The sequence below is a fragment of the Cyanobacterium sp. Dongsha4 genome (assembly GCF_036345015.1).
In the GTDB taxonomy this organism is placed as follows: domain Bacteria; phylum Cyanobacteriota; class Cyanobacteriia; order Cyanobacteriales; family Cyanobacteriaceae; genus PCC-10605.
On the sequence record NZ_CP084098.1, the window covers coordinates 3808848 to 3830789 of the forward strand.

Annotated in this window: 24 protein-coding genes; 19 read left to right on the top strand and 5 right to left on the bottom strand. The window is 31.6% G+C overall.

Annotated elements, in window-relative coordinates:
- The first annotated feature begins 89 nt into the window (after positions 1-89).
- The 16 genes from Dongsha4_RS16525 to Dongsha4_RS16600 all read left to right on the top strand — a co-directional run bounded on the left by Dongsha4_RS16525 (position 90) and on the right by Dongsha4_RS16600 (position 16229).
- Positions 90-1196 (top strand): hypothetical protein, encoded by a 1107-nt coding sequence (locus Dongsha4_RS16525; protein WP_330203393.1) that lies wholly within the window; start codon positions 90-92, stop codon positions 1194-1196.
- Entirely contained in the window at positions 1189-2517 is a 1329-nt protein-coding gene (locus Dongsha4_RS16530; RefSeq protein ID WP_330203394.1) for a restriction endonuclease subunit S, read from the top strand. Before Dongsha4_RS16525 ends, Dongsha4_RS16530 begins: the two co-directional genes overlap by 8 nt.
- Positions 2518-2531: 14 nt before the next feature.
- Positions 2532-2768 (top strand): hypothetical protein, encoded by a 237-nt coding sequence (locus Dongsha4_RS16535; RefSeq protein WP_330203395.1) that lies wholly within the window; start codon positions 2532-2534, stop codon positions 2766-2768.
- A gap of 3 nt (positions 2769-2771) precedes the next feature.
- Positions 2772-3107, top strand: a complete 336-nt coding sequence (locus Dongsha4_RS16540) for a type II toxin-antitoxin system RelE/ParE family toxin (protein ID WP_330203396.1) — start codon at positions 2772-2774, stop codon at positions 3105-3107.
- 101 nt (positions 3108-3208) lie between these two features.
- Complete coding sequence (locus Dongsha4_RS16545; protein WP_330203397.1) at positions 3209-3793, top strand: hypothetical protein; 585 nt, start codon at positions 3209-3211, stop codon at positions 3791-3793.
- Between the two features lie 22 nt (positions 3794-3815).
- Positions 3816-4448 (top strand): hypothetical protein, encoded by a 633-nt coding sequence (locus Dongsha4_RS16550; protein WP_330203398.1) that lies wholly within the window; start codon positions 3816-3818, stop codon positions 4446-4448.
- Positions 4429-5433, top strand: coding sequence for a DUF262 domain-containing protein (locus Dongsha4_RS16555; RefSeq protein ID WP_330203399.1), 1005 nt, complete (start codon positions 4429-4431; stop codon positions 5431-5433). The genes Dongsha4_RS16550 and Dongsha4_RS16555 overlap by 20 nt, the downstream gene beginning before the upstream one ends.
- A 174-nt stretch (positions 5434-5607) precedes the next feature.
- Complete coding sequence (locus tag Dongsha4_RS16560) at positions 5608-8781, top strand: HsdR family type I site-specific deoxyribonuclease (protein WP_330203400.1); 3174 nt, start codon at positions 5608-5610, stop codon at positions 8779-8781.
- 41 nt (positions 8782-8822) lie between these two features.
- Positions 8823-9521, top strand: a complete 699-nt coding sequence (locus tag Dongsha4_RS16565) for a SprT family zinc-dependent metalloprotease (protein WP_330203401.1) — start codon at positions 8823-8825, stop codon at positions 9519-9521.
- Positions 9522-10034: 513 nt separating this feature from the next.
- Positions 10035-11339, top strand: a complete 1305-nt coding sequence (locus tag Dongsha4_RS16570; protein ID WP_330203402.1) for a hypothetical protein — start codon at positions 10035-10037, stop codon at positions 11337-11339.
- Between the two features lie 42 nt (positions 11340-11381).
- Positions 11382-11684: a hypothetical protein gene (locus tag Dongsha4_RS16575; RefSeq protein ID WP_330203403.1), complete on the top strand. Its 303-nt coding sequence runs from the start codon at positions 11382-11384 to the stop codon at positions 11682-11684.
- A gap of 25 nt (positions 11685-11709) precedes the next feature.
- Positions 11710-13593, top strand: coding sequence for a hypothetical protein (locus tag Dongsha4_RS16580; RefSeq protein ID WP_330203404.1), 1884 nt, complete (start codon positions 11710-11712; stop codon positions 13591-13593).
- Positions 13594-13718: 125 nt separating this feature from the next.
- Positions 13719-14042: a type I-MYXAN CRISPR-associated protein Cas6/Cmx6 gene (locus tag Dongsha4_RS16585; protein ID WP_330205464.1), complete on the top strand. Its 324-nt coding sequence runs from the start codon at positions 13719-13721 to the stop codon at positions 14040-14042.
- Complete coding sequence (locus Dongsha4_RS16590; RefSeq protein ID WP_330203405.1) at positions 13991-14257, top strand: type I-MYXAN CRISPR-associated protein Cas6/Cmx6; 267 nt, start codon at positions 13991-13993, stop codon at positions 14255-14257. The genes Dongsha4_RS16585 and Dongsha4_RS16590 overlap by 52 nt, the downstream gene beginning before the upstream one ends.
- A 9-nt stretch (positions 14258-14266) precedes the next feature.
- On the top strand, positions 14267-15106 hold the full coding sequence (gene cas8a1, locus Dongsha4_RS16595) for a type I-MYXAN CRISPR-associated Cas8a1/Cmx1 (protein WP_330203406.1): 840 nt from the start codon (positions 14267-14269) through the stop codon (positions 15104-15106).
- A gap of 13 nt (positions 15107-15119) precedes the next feature.
- The gene (locus tag Dongsha4_RS16600) at positions 15120-16229 is read left to right on the top strand and encodes a DNA cytosine methyltransferase (protein ID WP_330203407.1); all 1110 of its coding nucleotides are present in this window, start codon (positions 15120-15122) and stop codon (positions 16227-16229) included.
- A 2-nt stretch (positions 16230-16231) separates the two neighbouring features.
- Here the strand turns inward: Dongsha4_RS16600 and Dongsha4_RS16605 are convergent, their stop codons facing one another.
- Positions 16232-17131, bottom strand: a complete 900-nt coding sequence (locus Dongsha4_RS16605) for a hypothetical protein (RefSeq protein WP_330203408.1) — start codon at positions 17129-17131, stop codon at positions 16232-16234.
- On the bottom strand, positions 17118-17369 hold the full coding sequence (locus Dongsha4_RS16610; RefSeq protein ID WP_330205465.1) for a helix-turn-helix transcriptional regulator: 252 nt from the start codon (positions 17367-17369) through the stop codon (positions 17118-17120). The genes Dongsha4_RS16605 and Dongsha4_RS16610 overlap by 14 nt, the downstream gene beginning before the upstream one ends.
- Before the next feature lie 112 nt (positions 17370-17481).
- Here Dongsha4_RS16610 and Dongsha4_RS16615 point away from each other — a divergent pair, with 112 nt between their 5' ends.
- On the top strand, positions 17482-18498 hold the full coding sequence (locus tag Dongsha4_RS16615; RefSeq protein WP_330203409.1) for a TnsD family Tn7-like transposition protein: 1017 nt from the start codon (positions 17482-17484) through the stop codon (positions 18496-18498).
- Positions 18499-18520: 22 nt separating this feature from the next.
- Here Dongsha4_RS16615 and Dongsha4_RS16620 read toward each other — a convergent pair whose 3' ends face one another.
- The 3 genes from Dongsha4_RS16620 to Dongsha4_RS16630 form a co-directional block, all read right to left on the bottom strand.
- The gene (locus Dongsha4_RS16620; RefSeq protein ID WP_330203410.1) at positions 18521-19696 is read right to left on the bottom strand and encodes a hypothetical protein; all 1176 of its coding nucleotides are present in this window, start codon (positions 19694-19696) and stop codon (positions 18521-18523) included.
- Positions 19697-19866: 170 nt separating this feature from the next.
- Positions 19867-20247: a DUF5615 family PIN-like protein gene (locus Dongsha4_RS16625; protein ID WP_330203411.1), complete on the bottom strand. Its 381-nt coding sequence runs from the start codon at positions 20245-20247 to the stop codon at positions 19867-19869.
- Complete coding sequence (locus tag Dongsha4_RS16630; protein WP_330203412.1) at positions 20231-20779, bottom strand: DUF433 domain-containing protein; 549 nt, start codon at positions 20777-20779, stop codon at positions 20231-20233. The genes Dongsha4_RS16625 and Dongsha4_RS16630 overlap by 17 nt, the downstream gene beginning before the upstream one ends.
- Positions 20780-21015: 236 nt before the next feature.
- On the opposite strand from Dongsha4_RS16630, the gene Dongsha4_RS16635 reads away from it, so the two are divergent.
- On the top strand, positions 21016-21255 hold the full coding sequence (locus tag Dongsha4_RS16635) for a ribbon-helix-helix domain-containing protein (protein ID WP_330203413.1): 240 nt from the start codon (positions 21016-21018) through the stop codon (positions 21253-21255).
- A complete protein-coding gene (locus Dongsha4_RS16640) occupies positions 21236-21661 on the top strand; it encodes a putative toxin-antitoxin system toxin component, PIN family (protein WP_330203414.1) in 426 nt (141 codons plus the stop codon). Before Dongsha4_RS16635 ends, Dongsha4_RS16640 begins: the two co-directional genes overlap by 20 nt.
- The last annotated feature ends 281 nt before the right edge of the window (positions 21662-21942 follow it).

The window sequence follows — 21942 nt, forward strand, 5'->3', positions numbered from 1 at the left end:
TCTTTAATACCCTTAATTAATGAAATGATCCTCCCTAACCCCCCTTAATAAAGGGGGAATTGAACCTTTATCTATATCACTTAAACATCGTGGAATATTTTGACTTTATCCCTCATATCACCGAAAAAAACCAGATTAAGCCTTTTATTGAACAGGATAAGGGTGTTATTGCCAAAGAGCAAGAATTACATAAGGCTTTTAAGGGTTGGTGGGAGTTAAACGCCCCTAATTTGGCTAAATTGCCCGAAAATAAGGCAGTAATGCAGTTAAGAACCGATTTTATGGCTTCCTTTGTGGAATCTCTGCAACCTGTGGGTTTATTGGATAGGTTTAAGGTGGCGGGTGTTATCGCTAGTTGGTGGGATGAGGTGCGTTATGAATTGCGCACTTTATCGGAGTCGGGTTTTAATGGTTTGGTTGATAGTTGGGTGGATACTATTAAGGATGGTTTGGCGGATAATGATGACGGTAATAATAAAGCTAAGTTTGATCCCCTTAATCATAAGTTAGTTAAAGTGTTATTGGCGGATTATTTGGCAGAAATTGAAGCAGTAGAGGGCAAAATTGCGGAATTAGAGCAGGAAAAGGAGAGTTTTGAGCAAGGAGAAGGGGGAGAGGATACGGAAGAAGGGGAAGATGTGGTTAATGTGGCGAAGGAGTTGGAAAGTCAGGTTAAGGAGTTAAAGGCTAGTATTAAGGATGCGGAAAAAAGGATTAAGTTTTTAAACCGCAGTGCTAATGTGAAGGATAAGGGTTCTATTGCGGCTAAGAAGAAGCTAGGGGAAGATACAACGGCATTAGAGCAAGAATTGGCGGATTTAGAGGCTTTTGTTACTCCTATTACTTTGGAAATAACGGAAATTGAAGAACAGTTACAGCCTTACAATGAGTTAAAGGAAAGGCTAAAGGAGGCTAAAAATGAACTTAAAGGGTTAAAAAATAATTTAATTGAGCGTTTAGACGAGGCGAGAATGGCTTTAAGTGATGATGAATGTCAAAAGCTCGTGTTAGCTATCTTTTTGGAGGGTTTAGAGCAAGAGTTAGAGCGTTATGTAACTGCCCACCGTCAACAGGTTATCGCTGTGGTTGAGAATTGGTGGGATAAGTATCGGGTTACTTTTCGTTGTCTTGAGGAGGAAAGAAGTCAGGTTGTTAATGAGTTAAATTCTTTTTTTGAGGGGTTGGGTTATGTCTAAAAATATGGGTTTTAAAGATTCGCCACTAGGTTTAATTCCTGATGATTGGGATATAGTTAATTTAGGTGATGTAGCATCATCTTCTATATCAAATAGTTTTGTTGATGGACCTTTTGGTTCTAATTTAAAAACCAGTGAATATACAGAGAAAGGAGTTAGAATCATTCAACTTCAAAATATTGGTGATGGTTATTGGAATGACGATAATAAAAAATATATTTCAACTACTAAGTTTGAACAATTAAAGCGTCATGTAGCTTACCCTAATGATATAGCAATAGCAAAAATGGCAGAACCTTTAGCTCGTGCTTGTTTAATTCCTGATATTGACGATAAATATGTAGTTGTAGCTGATTGTATAAAATTAACACCAAATCTTGATGAATATAATCTTAATTATTTAGTTAATACAATAAATTATTCTTATTTTCGACAACAAGCCGAAAAAAAAGGAACTGGTACAACAAGACTTAGAATTAATTTATCTGTTTTAAAAACAATTTTAGTAATAAAACCTCCTCGAAAAGAACAGGAAAAGATAGCGGAGATATTGGATAAGGTGGACAGTGCGATCGCACTTACGGAGGCATTAATCAAGAAACTAAAACAAATCAAAGCAGGATTATTACAAGACTTATTAACCAGAGGTTTAGACGACAACGGGGAGTTAAGAAACCCAGACACTCACCCCGAACAATTTAAAGATTCTCCTTTAGGTAAAATTCCTATTAGTTGGGAAGTTGTGACAATAGAAAATATTATTCATAAAGTGGTAGGAGGAGGTACACCTTCTCGTTTTATAAACTCTTATTGGGATGGAAATATTCCATGGGCTTCAGTGAAAGATTTTACTGATGATAAAAAGTTTTTAGAAGATACAGAAGAACATATTTCTAGTGATGGACTTTTTAAAAGTACATCGAATCTTATTGAATCAAATACTCTTATTATTTGCACTAGAATGGCAGTAGGTAGAGTAGCTATAACAACTAAATCAATAGCAATTAATCAAGATTTAAAAGCATTATATTTACAAAGTAATATCCATGTCACGTTTTTATTCTATGCGTTAAAATTTATTAGATATAAAATAGAATCTGTCTCAATAGGCTCTACTGTTAAAGGAATTAATGTAGAACATCTTTTAAAAATTTATATGAATCTACCGCCTTTAAATGAACAAGAAAAAATAGCTAAAATTTTAGATACCCAAGAGAAGGCGATCGAAAAAGAAGAGCAATATTTAAAGAAATTAAAGCAGAAAAAACAAGGATTAATGCAAGATTTATTAACAGGTAAAGTAAGAGTAAATCATTTATAAAATTGAGGATAAATATGAATATAGACACACTAAAAAATCAAATTCGTTACCTAACCAACCAAGAAGGAAAACCCACCGATGTTTTAATTCCCTTAACCATTTGGGAGAGTATCATCGAAAAACTTAACCTCGAAATCACGGAAGAAAATGACAGTAAAGCCCAACTCATCGCCGACTTTAAACAAAGTTTAATAGATGCTAAAGAAGGGAAAACTTACCCCCTTGAAGAACTTTGGGAGGGAATAGATTGATAAATGAAAGAAATAAGATTTACTGCCCCTTTTAAACGACGACTTAAACAATTAGCTAAACGTTATCGCCGAATTTCTCAAGATATTCAACCACTTATAAATGATTTACAACAAGGAAACTTAATAGGTAATCAAATTACAGGAGTATCGCAAATAGTTTATAAAGCAAGAGCAAAAAATAGCGATATTCCCACAGGTAAAAGCGGAGGCTATCGGCTTATTTATCAAGTGGTTTCTAATCAAATAATATTACTACTGGTAATTTATGCCAAATCAGACCAAACTAATATTAGTACTGAAGAAATAGAAAGTATTATCAAACATACCTTAATAGAATAAAAATTGATTTGAATGTCATAATGGTTCGTAGTGAGGGCTTTAGCCCTTATAGCAAGAGCTTTTGAACCCCTAAAGGGGTAACTACAAACTTTTTAAAGAAAATGATCAAAGTAAAAACAGCTATACCTAACATGACTTTAGGACGTGCTTTATTAATTCATCTTTTAGAATTGTATGGTATCCCTGGTTATAAACTAACCAAATTAGAAATTCAGAAATTAGCCTACTTTTTACAAGTGGCAGGACAACCTCTAAGATTACGTTATGGTAAAAATAAATATGGTCCTTATGCGGATAATTTCAACCATGTCTTACAAGTATTAGAAGGGCATTTTATCAAAGGATATGGAGATCGTACTCAACAATCACAAATTTATGTTTTACCCGAAGGTAGAGAAAAAGCAAATCAATACTTACAACAACATTCCGAAGCTAAAGAAAGATTAAACAAAGTAGCAGAATTAATTATGGGCTTTGAAAATCCTTACGGGATGGAAATGTTAGCCACAATTCACTGGGTTGTTACCCAAGAAGATAACCAAGCTAGTAACGATGTTAACCAAGCTATTAAACTTGTCTATTCATGGAATGAAAGAAAAAGACAGTTATTTAAAGAAAATCATCTTAAAAAAGCATGGGAAAGACTAGCACAACAAAACTGGTTTAATTTAGCGGTAAATCAGTAAATTTTACTATAATTTCAATTTTATGGACGATTTAGAAGCCTTTTTAAACAGATTAATTGAGCTTGAAAATGAAGAAGAAATAACAGATTTTTGTCGCAAATATTTAATTCACGGCACACCCTATATATTTAATGATCGAGAAAATGAATATTATGAATTTAGAAAAAAAATCTCTAATCAATTTAACATTGCCTTTTATGAAATCTATATTACAGGTTCGGCTAAATTAGGATTTAGCCCTTTTAAACAAAAACTATTTGACTATGATTCTGATATAGATGTAGCCATTGTTTCACCCCAACTCTATGAAAAAATGTTAGAACCAATTTATGACTATCAGATGGAATTAAGAAAAGCGAGGAAAAGTATAACCGTGACGGAATTAAATCAATATCATTCCTTCCTTGAATATACTGCTATCGGTTGGATTCGTCCCGATAAACTACCCTTATCCTTTGGAGTTGATATATTAAAACAAGAATGGTTTGACTTTTTTAAATCAATTTCCTATGGTAAATCAGAGATAGGAAATTATAAAGTTTCAGCAGGAGTATTTAAAAGTTATTCTCACTTTGAAAAATATACAATAAGTTCATTAAAACAAATTATTAACACCCAAAAAATTAGTAATAAAAATGTTAGCACAACAAATTAAACCCTCAGTAACTAACCCTACTATTGCCGATATTTACCAAAATATAGAAAGTGGTAAATTAATTCTTAAACCTGATTTTCAACGTAAATTTGTTTGGACTCATGACCATCAAGAGGAATTTATTGATACTATCTTAAAAGGCTATCCTTTCCCTGAGATTTATGTTTGTCAAGGAGAAATTGATACTCATAAATTACGGACTATTGAATATGTAATAGATGGACAACAAAGATTAACAACTATCAAAAAATATATTGATGGGGAACATCAAAAACCTTTAAAAAAAATTCCTAAATATCAAGATTTAACAGAAGAACAAAAACGTAAATTTCTAGCTTATCAAATGGTAGTGAGAGATATAGGAGAAGTAGATGAGCAAGATATTAGGGAAGTATTTAGAAGAATTAACTTAACTAAATTTAAACTAGAAGATGTAGAAATTCATAACGCTATTTATAACGGCGAATTTATCCAAACTGCTAAAGATATTTTACATAATATTGATTTAAGTGAATTTTCGGTTTTTTATGAATCAGAATTTACACGCATGGCAGATTTACACTTTATTCTGTTAGTGATGTCAACCTTAGAAGAAGGGGGTTATTTTTCCCAAGATAAAGAAATCGAAACCTATATTGTGCAGTTTAATGATGAATATAAAAATAAAAATCATATAAAAGCTCTATTGATCAAAACCTTTGCTATTATTCAAGATTTAAAATTACCTAATGATTCAATTTGGTATCGCAAATCTAACTTTTTTACTTTGGTGATTGAAATAGCTAAACATCAAGGAAATATCCCAGAAAATTTAGCTCATAAATTAACAGAATTAGAAGAAAATATTATGAACAATAAACATCAAAATAATGAATTTGGCAATTATTACAAATATATGTATGGAGGAACTAATAATAGAACTGCTAGAGTAACAAGAGGAGAAATTTTTAATAAATATGTTTATTCATATACCAGTCATAAATGATTTGTGAGAAATTTAAGCTAAGTTCCCCCTTTATTTAAGGGGGGTTAGGGGGGATCGTATTCTCATGATTGATTCCTTATTGCTATAGCTGTAACCGAAAATTTAACTAAGATATTATAATCAAAAAGTAATCATAATCTGTATTTCTCGTTTCACCCTTGCCTTTTTTGAAAAATGCCCCAACAAACAGAATATTTACTTTCAGAATTGCCCACCATTGAACATTTAAAACTACTTCAATGGCAACACTTAGAGGGCGATCCTTTTGTTCCTGAAATAACCGATCGAGAGAGCTTTAAAGAGGTACTCTTGACAGATAGACTGAAAAAAGCCATAAAAAGGATTAATTTAGACGAAAATGGTCAACAATGGTTGGAAGATAGTCAAATCAATACCGCCGTTACAACCTTAGCAAGAGTTACAGGTAATAGCTTATTAGAAATTAATCAGCAAGTAAGCGAATTACTGTGGCAGGGTACAATTACCGAGGGAAAAGACGGCAAAAACACCATTATCCATTATATAGACTTTAAAAACCCCGAAAATAACGACTTTTTAGCCATAAATCAATTTCGAGTAGATCCCCCTTGGCTAACAGGAGATAAAGGCTTTATTGTGCCTGATATAGTGCTATTTATTAACGGGATTCCTTTAGTGGTAATGGAATGTAAAAGCCCAAAACTTAACAATCCCCTTGAACAAGCTATTACCGATTTACTAAAATATTCTAATCAACGTCATACTAGCACCCCAGAAGGAGCAGAAAAATTATTTTACTATAACTTGTTGATGATTGCAGTCTCCCAACATCAAGCAGTAGTGGAGGCAGTTGGTGGTAGCTATAGCGATTATACCCCTTGGAAAGACACTTATCCCACCTCAGAAAAAGAAATAGCGAATCAATTAGAAGTAACTGGGCTTAATAATCGTCAAAAGTTAATCGCAGGGATGTTAAAACCGTCTCATTTACTAGACATATTACATAATTTTACCCTGTTTACCAGAGAACAAACTAAAATAGTCAAAATTATCCCTTACTATCAACAATATCGAGCCGTACATAAAGCAATCGATCGACTAGAAAATAACCCCACCCGTAGCCAACACGGTGACACAGATCAAAGAGGAGGGATAATTTGGCATACCCAAGGGGCAGGAAAAAGCCTAACAATGGTTTATTTAGTCAAGAAAATTAGAACCACACCAGCCCTAAGAAGATTTAAAATAGTAGTAATCACCGATCGCACCGACTTAGAAAAACAACTAGCAGAATCGGCAGTATTAACAGGTGAGCCGATGCAAAAAGCCAAAAACGTGAGACAATTAGAGCAATTACTAGCTCAAAGCGGTTCGGGGTTAGTTTTCGGCATGATTCAGAAATTTAGAGGAGATACAGAAGAAGAAAATAGTAACAATAATCAAATCAGTATTAGTAACAATCTTAATCCTTCAGAAGATATTTTAGTATTCGTGGATGAAGCCCATCGCTCCCATACAAATACCCTACATCTTAACTTGGCTCAAGCCTTGCCCAACTGTGCTAAAATTGGCTTTACAGGCACACCTATTGTTAAAAGTGCCAAGAAGACTAGCGCTCAAATTTTTGGTAGTTACATTGATCAATACACCATTAAAGATTCCCAAGAAGATGGGGTGACATTACCGATTCTATATGAAGGTATTGAAGCAAGGGCAAAAGTAAAACAAGGGGATGATTTAGATCAGATATTTGACTTAATTTTTCAAGATAAAAGCGAAGCTGAAAAAGCCGCCATTAAACAAAAATATGCTAGTAAAAATCAAGTTTTAGAAGCCACAGAAATTATTGAAGCTAAAGCCAAAGATATGCTAGAGCATTATATTAGCCATATCTTACCCAATGGGTTTAAAGCTCAAATTGCTGTCAGTAGCCGTTCTGCTTCCATTAAATATTATGAGGCACTGAATAAAGCCCAACAACAATTAATAGAGGAACTAGAAAAACGAGCCACTATTCTCAAAGAGATAGATATATCAAGCATCGAAACTTTAGACGAAAGAACCCAATTTTTAACCCTTGCTTACCAACATCTTGACATCATTAGACGTTTAGAGTTTGCCCCAGTGATTTCAGGTAGTAAAAATGATCCTGACAGTTGGCAAAAATGGACAAATGAAAGTAATCAAGAGAACCATATTAAGCGTTTTAAAAAGTCCCTTGATCAAGATGGTTTAGCCTTCCTGATTGTTAAAAGTATGCTCTTAACAGGGTTTAATGCACCTTTAGAACAAGTTTTATATTTGGATCGCACCATCAAAGAACATGAATTGCTACAGGCGATCGCCCGTGTTAATCGCACCCATGCAAAAAAAGGTTATGGTTTAGTAGTTGACTATTATGGCGTTGATATAGCTTCAGCTTTAGCCATGTACGACATCAATGACTTAGAATCAGCATGGAAGGATATAAGAGACGAATTACCAAAGCTACAAGATAAACACCAACGGGTAATCAATTTATTTAAAGAGCATAATTGTGACTATAATAATCTGCAAGAAACTTTAAATTTATTTATCGATGAAGGGGAAAAGTTTAGAGTAATATTTACTGAATATTTAAAGGATTTTCTCAATAGCTTAGATGAAATTTTACCTCGTCCAGAAGCCAAACCTTACCTAAGAGATGCTAAACAGTTCGGCTTAATTCGTAAATCCGTAGCGGACTTATATCGAGATGAACAATTAAATTTAGTGGATGCTAAAGACAAAGTAACCGCTTTAATAGACCAATATATAACCATTCAAGGTATTAATCCTCATATACCCCCCATTGATATATTATCCCCAGAGTTCGATCGAAAAGTAGAAGAATATCAAAACCCGAAAACTCAAGCAGCCGCCATGGAACACGCCGCCCGTGCGTATATCAGCGATAATTATAATGATGATCCTAGTTACTATAAAAAACTCAGTGAAAAACTAAAGGAAATAGTAGAACAATTAAAAGAAAATTGGGAAAATCAAGTAATAGCGTTACAAGATTTAGTTCAAGATATAAAACAAGGTAGAAAAGAAGACAATACAGGTTTAAATCCTGTCACAGAAAGACCATTTTTAAGTTTAATTGAACAATATTCGATCGCAGAATTAGACATCCAAATTAAAGCCACGAAGGAAATAGTCAAATTAATTAAGGATGAAATAAGAATAGTTCATTTTTGGCGAAATCCTATTAAACAAAGAGATTTACGGCTAAGCCTGATAGAATATATTGACGATCGAGATTTAGTACCTTTTGAACAACAAGAAAAATTAGCCGATGAATTGGTGCAATTAGCTCGTCATAAGCATATCTATTTAACTAACTAAATATTATCAAATCAATTTGCCCCTTGCCTTTTTATCCTGAAATGAATACTATTAGATTCGGTGAATTAGAATTTGAACTACGTCAGAGTAAAAAACGTAAAACTATAGGAATTACTGTTGAAAGAGATGGAAGTTTAATTTTAGCAGTGCCTCCTGATGCTTCTCAAGATTCGATCGCTAAAACAGTAGAAAAACGTCGTTTATGGATTTATCGCCATTTAATCAGAAAAGAAAATTTAAACCAAAATCAACTGACAAAAGAATATGTGTCAGGGGAAGGGTTCTATTATTTAGGACGTAGCTATAGGCTGAAAATTATTGACCATGAGATCAATCATAATCCTCTAAATTTATATCAAGGACAATTTTACTTATTAAATAGTGCTTTACCTTCAGCTAGAGAACATTTTATTGCATGGTATCGAACTCATTTACTTACTTATTTAAACAATAAAATTAGCCTTTTTTATAACCGTATAGGTGTCGAACCTAAATCCATAAAAGTCAGGGAATTAGGCACAAGATGGGGATCATGTACGGACAATAAAAATCTTTGTTTTCATTGGCGAGTAGCAATGCTTCCCCCTGAAATAATCAAGTATTTATTAGTACATGAAATGATCCATTTATTAGAAGCATCCCACAATCAATTATTTTGGCAAAAGCTAGAACAAGTCATCCCAGATTATTTAGAGAAAAAACAATGGTTAGCTTACAACGGTGTAAAGTTCAATCTCTAAATCTATTTTCCTTTTCCGATAGTTAATATAGCTCACTATTGAAAAATAATTAATAGCGAATCTCAAACATCCTTGATTTTATCATCTATAATACATATAACAAATTTTACGGCACTGAGACACGATCGCATAATGCAACTAAAGAGAGCGATCGCCTCTGATATTTTCACCAAACCAATGGATTTATTTTGATGATAGAATTGTTATCAATACAATGTACATTACTACCGTCTTTCAATGCTTATTCTGTAAGGGATTTTAAAATTATACAACTTTATTTCCTTATTTTTAGAACAATGTAGTTTATAAAGTTAAACCAAAACTCTAAAAATATACAACTTTATTTTTTAAGGATGTAAAAAGTTAAATGAAAATACGAGATTAAAAGCAATGAAATTATACAACTTTATTACCCTATTACACCTTTTGTATAATTTTAAATAAAGTCTTAGATTTAAAAATAAAGTTGTACACTTCGATTATGTATTATAACAAGTTTAAATAAATCACAAGGTGAAGAAAATTACAGAGGTTACTAGAAGACAAATTGCTAATTTATTTTATAAAGAATTCAATTATTGGGGGGATTATGGAGATGATGATGAGGAAATTAAATTTTTAGAAAGACTGTATGATTTAGAAAAATTACCATCAACCGATGACAGATTCAAAGATGCTAAGGGCGATATTTGGCAACATCGAATCAATAACTGGGATTTGCCAAATAATAACTGGATTGTCAAAGATAAAGACGATCGATTTAATCTAAATGATGGTAATGATGACGAATATCTATTAAAATTTCTGTCTGAAACATTACATCCTGCTGTTAGAGAATCAGAAAATGTACAGGAATTACTTAAAAGATATAATAATATTTTGTCAGTGGATGGTTATAAAATTATAGAAATCAATAAATTATCGAATCGTCCAGTTTACGGATTTCGTGAAATCAATAATCAAATAAAGTTTTCAAGTAATATATTAATGAAACCAATTCAAAAAATTCTTTTTGGCAGTCCAGGTACTGGTAAAAGTTATCAAATTCGTGAAATTGCTCAACAACAATTAAATATTCAGATTGATGAATTTACCAAAACGTCTCTCAATATCGTAAAAGCTGTTTTTCATCCTGAATATAGTTATGCTGATTTTATGGGTAAATTATTACCTTTTACTCAGGGAAATTCAGTAATTTATAAATTTTATCCCGGACACTTTTTGAAGATATTAGGGAAGGCTTATAAATCTCTGATTGATGGTAAAAATGAGAATTATTTATTAGTGATTGATGAATTAAATAGAGGAAATAGCGCCGCTATTTTTGGAAATATTTTTCAATTATTAGACAGGGAAAGTGATGGATGGTCAAGCTATGAAATCGATATTTCTGAAATGGAATTAGTGGGTTTATTTCAAGCTATGAATATAAAAGTTGAGATTTCTACACATAATGAAATTAACGTACAATTTTCAGATATTGGAAAAGATAGTTATGATAAAGTATTAACTAAAGAATCAGAAAAGTTTAGGGAGCAAAATCATTATGAAGGATTTTTAATTTGTAATTTTTTACGACAATGTCAAATAAAATTACCTCCTAATTTATCAATTATTGGTACAATAAACACCTCTGATGAATCAATTTATTATCTGGATACTGCTTTTAAAAGACGTTGGGATTGGGGTTCAGTTAATGCACCAGTCGGAGAATTTCATGAAGATAATATTCCAAAAGAATTATTAGATGTAGAATTAATTATTAATGATCAAGATAAAAATTTTTGGTGTTTTTATATAATAGGAATTAATGAGTGAATAAAATCTAATTATCAAACTATTAGACGTATTGAAGATAAGATGATTGGATGGTGGTTTATTAAGCCTGAAAAAGATAAAATTGAACTTCAACAAGTGAAAGATAAGTTAATGTTTTATTTATGGGATAGTGTATTTGGTAGGGATAAAAAGCCTTTAGAGAGTTTTCTTAGTGATGATAAAGATTCTATAGTAAAACTTGCACTTTATTCAGACTTTTTAAACCTAACAGAAGTATTTTTAGATAAAGTATTACTGTTAGGAAAAACTCAATATAAAGGGGAATATTTTTATCAAAAAATTGAACTTGAACTAACGGAAAAACTAGATAAAATAGCTTTTTAAAATAAAAATTTTTAGTTTAATTCAAATGATTAACTTTAACTCTTTAAAATTAGTTGTCAATAATAAGTATTCTTTTGTCGGGATTGACAAACAAGAAGATAGTTTGCGTTTTTGTTTACCTAAAGGTTTTAATTTGCAAAAATCTAAATTAGATAACTTTAATATTAAAAGAGATTTATTTTTTCTCTTCTATAAAATTTTGATAACCTTTAAAAGTATTTGTTTAGAAAAAGGTTATTTAGATAATAATATTAAACAGTTAACAAACGATCGAGATGGAGTTATAAAAACTAAAATTGGTTCTAATATTGAAAATAATGGAGAAAATAACGAGAATATTTTTTATTCTAAAATTGATATTCTTGGTAAATTATTAGATGCTTATAATGAGCCAAAAATTTTAAGTTTAGCCTCTCGATTAGGTAATACAAATCAATTTAATTTATCAAAAATTCATAAATATTTACATCAAGGTGTTTATTTGCCTAATAATGCTATTTATGTAGATCAAATGCTTCTTCCAAAAAAAGTAGTTCAATTTGAATCTACTGATATAGTCACCATGTATTGCTACTTATTTTGTGAGATAAAACAGCAATTAAAAGAAACTATAAATCCAAAAATTATATCTTTAGGTGAAGATTTTAGAGAACGTTATTTAAACTCTCAAGATAGTCTTTTTGATGAAAATACTTACGAATCTGTTTTAAATTTACTCAAAGATGCTTTAGAAACGATCGACAATTATACAGCGATAAAAGATGCTGATTATTGGGAATATTATGATGCGCTCGAACTATTTTTATATGGTGACTTAAATCAAGCTGAAGAAGGAGCAATTTGGGGTATAAATAATTTTCATACGGTGTGGGAATCAATGTGTTTAACTTACTTAGCAGAAAATAATGATTTATCTTGTTTATTACATTGTGATACTCGGTATTTAAGTTCAAGAATTATAGATAAACTGAAGGCATCAGAAAAAGTTATTGACATAGGTAATGTTTTTAAAATAAATGGTGTTTGTTTAAACCCTGATGCTGTTTTATATAATTCAATAAATATTAATCTTAAAAAAGACAAAATTTATCAGCTCCTTATTGATAAATGGAATGATTATGGATATAGAACACAATTTAATTATAAATGGGATAAAGATAATTATTATAGTTATAAAAAGGGTGAATTTATTGAAATTAAAATTGCTTATAAAAATCAAGATCAAAAATATACAGGAGAAATATTATCGATAATTTACAATCAACAAGAACAATATACAAAAACAAAATATTTAGTTATTGATTACCCACTACCTAAAAATTTTTATTCGTTTTGGGACATTCCAGAAATAATAGATAATGAATGTTTTAATCTCATGTTTTATTTTAATCACTTTTTTTATTTAGCCTTTGAAAATAGAATATTTACTTGGGAAAAATTTTGTGAAAATATATTAAAACCATTAGATATTAGTTTTGATAGTTGTGGTAAGTTTAGTGAAGATAATGTGTTTACTACATCGCTTTTTAGGTATAAATCATCAGAAGAAAAAATTAGAAATCAATTTAATAAATTTATGACTCAAATATTTAATAGTCAAAATACTTCGGTAAAATTTATTGACATAAAATATCATCATTCTCGTTACTTCTTCAATACTAATAATAAGCAAGAAAATAAAGAAAAAAATGTGAGAAAGCAATTTGTTTATGAATATTTATTACAAAAGAGATTAAAACAAAATTTTGATAGTAACTATCTGCCGAATATTGAAAGTAGTTTTTGGATTCCTGATTATCGCCCCGATGATTCAAACTTAGTTAAGAAACATCAAATTTTTCTTGATGATTACATTGAATTAAATAAAGTTAATTTCTTATTACTTGCTGAAAATTATAGTGCTTATTAAGTAAGAATTGAAGATGTATTGATGAATAAGAATAACAGTAGGCTAATTATTTTATCTTTTTGTTTCGATAAGTTCTATTAGGTGATAAAATTCCTTTCGATCATGGTTATCTTTTATATTCTGCTATCTCACGCCTATTTCCTATTATTCATGATATAGATGATTTAAGTATTTTACCCATTATTGGAAAGCCCGAATTTCCCCAAAATCTTTATTTAACCCCCGAATCTCAATTATGTTTGCGTTTATTCACTGATAAAGTACCTTTGATTTATCGTTTAGCTGGAAAAACACTAAATCTTAATAACGATAAGATTCGTTTAGGCTTACCAGAATCTCAAGAATTAGAAGGATGCGGTCAGCGTGGCTGTGCCTTTGGCATCGCCTCTATGCACGATTGGTTATCATTAGAGGTTTTGATGAACCTAATGGCTTTATTAAAGCCGTAGAGCGTCAATTAGAAAGCCTGAATATCTTAGCAAAGGTCAATTTAACCACTAAATCAGGAAAACCCATCCGCCGCACCATGAAAATAAAAGGAAAAACATTGATTGGTTTCGGAGTAGAAATAACTGAATTAAGTGAAAATAATTCGATTTTACTTCAAGAACAAGGTATTGGGGGAAAGCATAAAATGGGATGTGGAGTATTTGTACCAATGTAAAAATCATTAATGAATAAGGCGAAAATAAATCTTAGTATTCATGCCCCAGATACAACAATCATTCATCGGGCGGGAATATTAGGATTATGGATGACATTAAAACAACTAGAAGTTGAATTTCCCCAACCAAAGGAGCGTTTAGGAGGAATATGGTGGACTTTGACAAATGATAGTATTAGCATTGATTGGCAAGGGGAAGACTTAGAGGTTTTAGATTGGCTGTTGAAACAATCTTTTCGGTTAGATGATCGAGGTATTATTCAATTAACAGGATTGCAAAGAAAATCCATACCTTTAGAAAATAAAATACACCTACATCAAACAATTTCGGCTACCCTGCTACAGTACAATGGTTCTGTCCAACCATTAAAAAAAGGCTATTTTGAATCAATGGATGTTCAAGTGGGAAATCTCAAATTAAGCCTTAGTTATAAACCACTGACTTCTTATTTTTACCAAAACTTTGCTTCTGAATTATGTGAGAAGAAAAGTAAACAACTTAAACAAAACCATTATATTCCTATTGTGAGTCGATTATATCCAGGGGCAATTGTTCAGCATGATTTAATTCGAGCGAAAAATCAGTGTCGAGAAAAGCTGGAATATGCTTTTGCTTTACTTTTTGTGCCGATCGCATCTCAATTTCTAGTTTTGTCTGAGGAGATAAAAAAACAAATTAGCTCAGAAAAAAGTCATCCCACAGAATATTTAATGATTATTCCAGAAACTACCAATCCAGAAACCGTCTCTCTATATTTTGGTTTTCTTAAAAATAAAAGCTATGATAAAATGATGACGATCAGTCTCATTGACAATAATACTCAAGTTAATATATTAATTTTTAATTAACTCAAAGATAATAATGAAACAACTATCCTTACTTCCTGAGCTAGAAATAAAAAAGAAGAAACAAGCAAAATTAGGAAGATATGAGCGTCTTCAACGAGAATTAGAAAATGTACAAGATGATTTTCACAAAATTTTTATAGATATTGAAGAAAAACCCGCACAATATAACTTTGTTGACGTTTTTAGTGGTGCTGGTGGAATGTCTCAAGGTTTATTCAAGGCAGGATTTAAGCCCATTGTTAGCGTAGAAATTAATGAAATTGCTTCTGCTAGTTATCAAAGAAATTTCCCTAATTGTTTTCATATTTGTGATGATATTCATAACTTTAATCCTTTGGACACTTTAAAAAAAATTAATGCTCCTGAAATTCATCTCGTAGTAGGTGGTCCACCTTGCCAAGGTTTTTCTGTTGCAGGAAAAAGAAAAGAAAATGATCCTAGAAATTTCCTGTTTCAAGAATTTATACGAGTAGTTGCTGAAGTTAATCCTTGGTATGTAGTCATGGAGAATGTACCAGGTATTTTAACAATGAAAAAAGGAGCAATTACAGATAAGATTTTTCAATCATTTGATGAAATTGGCTATAGGGTTTCCGTGGCAATTTTAGAAACTGCTGCATTTGGTGTTCCACAAATTCGCCCAAGGGCTATTTTTGTTGCTAATCGATTTGGACAAGAAAATCCATACCCAAAAGCTCAATTATTGCCCCACGAATATAAACCCATTGAGTCAGTCATTTCTGATTTACCCGAATACGAACCAATACCCGAAATTAATCATCAATGGACTCGTCATTCTGCCGAATATATGGAAAGATTGTCTAAAGTGGGATATGGAGAATCATTATATGATACTTATGCCGATGCTTTTAAACGTCAATACCCCGGAAAGCCTAGTATGACAATTAAAGAAAATCATGGTGGTACACATATTCATCCATATCTTAATAGAGTGATTTCTGCGAGGGAAATGGCAAGATTACAAAGTTTTCCTGATAGTTTTATTTTTGAAGGTACAATGAAAAAAGCTATGTGGCAGATTGGCAATGCAGTTCCACCAAGACTTGCAGAATGTATTGGATACGCTTTGATTCCTTATTTGAACAAAATTAAAAATGAATAAGTCTAATCCGAATTTAGTTTTTCATTCAAGGCTTTACGCCACTTTTCAAAATCATACCATCCACAACCAATACATCCTTTTTCAGCCTCTTTCCCTGTTGTGGGAATATTTTGATCCCATTGTCTATTTCCTTCATACCAAAATTCAATTCCAAAAGGTGTTCCTCTTTCTCCTGTTTGATAACATTTTCGGCAAACTTCTCTTTTTTGTAAATTTCGTTGATTTGTCATTAATTGAAAATCTCTTTTAATTTCCTCTTCTGTTAAATCTTCTAACGAATCTCTACGAGTAGATAAATTCCAGCGAATTTCAGGAAATTTATGATCTGCTAAAAGACTTTCTTTCTTGACTTGTTTATCTTCATACACATCGTGATTGTTTAAAACAGATATAATTTTATTTCTTAAATCTTGATTCCATGCTTCATAACCAGAAATGCTACCTCGTGGTAATGGTAATAAGAGAATAAATGTTCTTCTTTTTTGATTGCATTGGTCACAGTTACAGTTCAGTTTTGTGGCGATTGTGTATCCCATTTCTTTTAAATCTTGATTTCTTCTAGCCCAATTGGAATTATTATAATTACAGGTTATACAAGTCCACTGAAACGTTTTTTGTAAAATGTTAAATAGTTCCCAAGTTTCTTTTTTTTGTTTATCTTTCCAAAATATTGACTGTTCTCGTCTCCATTTTTCCCAGTTTTTAGGATTACACAAATCATAGACTTCTTTGATATAAGACTTTATTTCATCTTCCTGCTCTATATTGATTCCTGTACGACGATATTCTATTGGAACGGAGAGTTCCCATTGAAAATTATGCTCATAAAAAAAGGTTACATCTACATATCTTTCTGATGCTTTGGTATTCTGACTCTTTCCATTAATTTCAAATTTCTTCATTTTCTTTAATTTGCAAAAAATTCTCTAATCCATTCAACAGTTCAGATGTTGTTACATTTAAACCTTGTGCAATTTTGACAAGGGCTGTAAAAGACGGATTTCTGACACCCCTTTCTATTCCAGATATATAAGTTCTATCTAGTCCAGAACGAAATCCTAATTCTTCCTGAGAAATTCCTAAATGATTCCTTTTACTCTTGATTAAGCATCCAAATGCTAACAGAACTTTTTTTTTGATTTATCCATAACATTGAATAATAAGGTTAATGTTGACGATTAATCTACGGACGATGTGTCACATTTTTTTCATTCAAGAATCATTTGAATAAGTTTGACAAATCAAGGAATTAATGAAATCCAATTACGGAGGAAATATCCATACTCGTATCGGACTTTCGGCAAGTAATATCTCCCAACCTCAACATTTCCGTTTTTGTCGCCAATGTTTACAGGAGGATGAAGAAAAATACGAGGAATTTTATTGGCATCGCATTCATCAACTATCTTGCGTGTTAGTGTGTCCAACCCATAATATTCCATTACAAAATAGCACCCTACTTTTTCAACAGTTGAATCAACATCATTATCAGGTAGCGAATCATCATAACTATATTTCTGAAGGTTCGATCGCACCATACTCTCGGCAAAATCAGAACATATTATTCAACTTAGCCCATGATGTTCAATGGCTATTCGATCATCCTCAAATTTCCCGTCCTCTGGACTGGTATTATCAGCAATATATGAATTTGTTGATGTCGAGAAATATCGCCACGGCATCTAAAAGAGTTAATCAGAAGAAATTGTTTGATGAATTTTTGTTTTACTATGGACAGGACATTCTCCGTTATATAGACTCTGATATTAGTCTCGATGACCAAAGTAATTGGTTATTCAGTATAGTTAGAAAACACCGCAAATCGTTTCATCCTATACGTCACATCTTGATGATGAGATTTCTTTGTGGTTCGGTGCGAGAATTTTTTGAACGAACATCATCGGAATATAAACCCTTTGGCAATCCCCCTTGGATTTGTTTTAATGGTGCTGTTGATCATTACTTACAACCTGTCATTGAAGATGTTGAGTTAAGTCACTGCTTAGAAAATAAGAAGCCGTTAGGAACATTTACTTGCAGTTGTGGAATGGTTGACAGTCGAACGGTATCGCAATCAGATCAATCTGAGGATTATAAACCGAATCGAATCATCACCTATGGATACAAGTGGCATCAAAAATTACAAGATTTAGTAGAGAATAAAAATTTAGGATTAAGGGCGGTTGCTAGAGAATTAAAGGTAACTACCAGAACTATTAATCGCTATGTTAGTAAGTTAGGATTAGATGCTTCATGGCAATCAGACTGATAATTCCAAAAACCCTGAAAAGCTATGCCATAGCTGAAACTCCTAGAAAATCGTGCTGAAAATGCTCTTTGATTACATCAGGTAGCTTAGTTGTTGATTCTATTTTTCTCATTATTTGCGTCAATGATAAATGACCTAAACTAGGCATAAACTGCATTGATAACAGTATTAAATACATTATTACTTTAATTAATAATCCTATATAAATTCCCTGTTTCCTTAATTTCATCTCCGCAATTTTTAGTACCGATTTTAACATTTTCCAAAACTGTTCAATAATATTGTGTGCAGACCATATCCGCCATATTTCTACTCCTCTCAACGATATACTACTTAAATCCATCAATAAATAACAACTACTATTACTTTTTTGAAAAAATAACCAATTTAACTCCCCAAAAGTCGGATTTGATAATTTTTTTCTCACACAAGGCACATCTATTCCCCATTGATTTTCTTGATAATCCACTCTTTTTTTCCATTCACTTCCTTTTCCTTTAAAATCTTCTCCTTCAAATACATAACTACTTTTCCCAGCCATAATAATTTTGGTGAATCCTAGTTCATCTAATTGTTCTTTTAATTGTTTTGATACATACCAAGAATCGAGAGTAATAGGATATTTACTAATATTGATATTTTCTTTGAGACATTCTTCTTTAATTTCCTTTAACATCGCAATTAAAATACTTGGTTTATCCGTATTTTTTCTTCCCTGTTTGGAGCAATATTTTAATCCAATGGGTATTGCTTTTCCATTGATTGTTAATATGATTCCTAATATATTTTGTCCATTTACCACTTTTTTCCAACGTCCACTATACCAAGTAAATGTACAGCGTAACCTCTTTCCTACTCTGTCAATAACACTATCATCTACAGCAAATGTTATCTTTGCCCTTGACTGTGTAGAATTACTCTTTTTTTCAATAATTTGTAACTGTTCTACTGCCACATTGACCATCAATAATTTTAAAACTTTTTGGAGCTTGTATAATGTCCATGAAGAAATTTCTGCATATATTTTTTGATGATTAACTCCTAAGAAATCTGCCAATTGTTTAGGATTAAAACAGCCATAGGCATGACTGATTGCTAAAATCATAATAGCTTCAAATGCTTCAATTTTATGAGAGCGAAATAATCTATTAAATCTGACAAAGAAAATCTGAATTATGCTAGATAGATGAAATTTCATGATTTAGGAAAAATATTTTGGGCATTTTCATTTAAGCATACGGTTTGATTCTTAACACTTTCAGCTTTTCAGCCATTTTCAGAATTGTCAGTATCAGATTAATTCAAATTGTATTTATGGTTTTGTTGTTTGGAAAAGATGATTAATATTTAACTACCTTTACAGAAAAGTTAAGGGATATTTTTAAAAAATTTTGTCCCACTATGAGAAATATAAAGGACTCGATTAATCATGTCTTTTCCCTCTTTTAATTCAGCTTGGATTGTAGTGACTGCATTTTTTATTAGTTCCATTTGTTCATGACGTAATAAATCTCCTTCAAGAAAGAAAATCATTCCACAATGAACTTCTAATAAACTAGCAAATTTTTCAAAATCGACAATATTTGCCGTTACTAAAATTCGCTCCTCATTAAAGGCGTATTCCAAAACAAAACGATCGCTTTTTCCTAGTAATCCCCTATCTCTAACAGCTACTGCATCAATAAAAAACTGTTCACATAAATAACGGGCGATGGCAGGAGAAATATCCTCATCAATTAAAAACTTCATCTTTTTTTGGTCTTCCTTGAAGAGGATAAGCATTAACGAATAATTGAGCAAATTTTAGATCTTCTTGGGATAAAAAAGGATAGTCTTCTAAAATATTTTCTAATGTTTCTCCTCTGTTCAAAAGATTACCAATTCTTCTGACTGATAACCGAGATTGAGGAAAAACAGTTTCTCCCCCTAGAATATTAGTATCAGTAATTAATTCACTTTTCCAATTATTAAATTGTTTAATTAATCCAGATAATTCTTCATTAACTTGATCTAATTGTAAAACTAAAAATTTGGCAACTTCAAAAAAAGTCGCTTTTTCTTCCCACGCTTTAACTAAACGTTGATATAAAGAAACTCTAAAGGGAATAGAAAATTCAAAATTAATTTCTTTTAATAAGAATAAATAAATTAAGGCAGGGAAGGTGAGACGGGGTGCATAAGATGTCGAAGGAATTATTTGATATTCTAATTCTTTATAAACTCGTTTTGGTGGTAACTTCAGCAAAGCCGCCACCTCATTGGGGGTGAAGATCATTTCCATGATTTAAACATTCTCTTACGAGGGAATATTTATTAGTTTAACACATCCAGCACTTTTTACCCTTACCATACTCCTTTTAGCTTTTCCTTAGAAGCAGTAAACTTATTCATCTCTCATATTATTTGAGCTAAGTTTAACTATTCTGTGGGGGATGATAGTTACTTGTTAGGTTGATTGGGTGAAAAGGAGGTTATAATGTTTATATGTTTATGAGTTTATCATCATAGGAGTTAATTATGGCTCGTTGGTCATTAGTTATTTCTGAAAATACCGATCGCACTGTGAGATCTTATCTAGGTGCTATTGGTGCTAAAAAAGGAGGATTATCCAATTTAGTGGAAGAAGCAGTAAAGCGTTATATTTTTGAAAAAACCGTCAACAGTGTTAAGGAAAGAAATAGGGATTATTCAGAAGAAGAAATAATGAGTGTAATTGATGAAGCAATCAAGGAGACTCGTGTACAGAATCGTTCTTGATACAAATATTCTCATCTCGGCTTTAATCAGCAAAAAAGCAACTCCTCATATCCTTTATAAAACATGGTGGGAGTATAAACTTTATAGTTTGATTACTTCAACTTATCAGATCAAGGAATTTGAGAGGGTTGTTCAATACCCAAAACTTCAACGCTTTTTAAAACAAGATGAAGTGCAGACAATGATTAGTGGTTTGTACGATTTTGCCATCGTTGTAGAAGAAATCGCCCATGTTAATTATTCTTCCGATCCTGACGATAATTTAATTTTAGGTACAGCGATCGCTGGTGAAGCAAATATGCTTGTCACAGGTGATAAGAAAGATTTATTAAATCTGAGAAAAATTAATAACATCGCAATTCTTACAGCTAAAGATGCAGTAGAAATAATGAATATGAGATTTTAGTTATCAAAAAGTACCTCTCTCTCTCTGCATCCAAGAAAGTGCACTCACCGAAGGTGCTGCTTCGCAGATCGCATCTTGTATAGCAATACCTATTCTGTGGGGGATCATATAGCAATCCTAAATCATTTATAATAAATCAATTATTAGAAAAAAACATCGAAGATGCCATCCCTCTTGCCTTTTTAAAGCTGATGAACAACACAATTCATTTAGGATTGCTATAGTTAACCCAAGTTGCTAGTTATGGATAAATTTATAACCAAATCCTAAAATTCTCATAT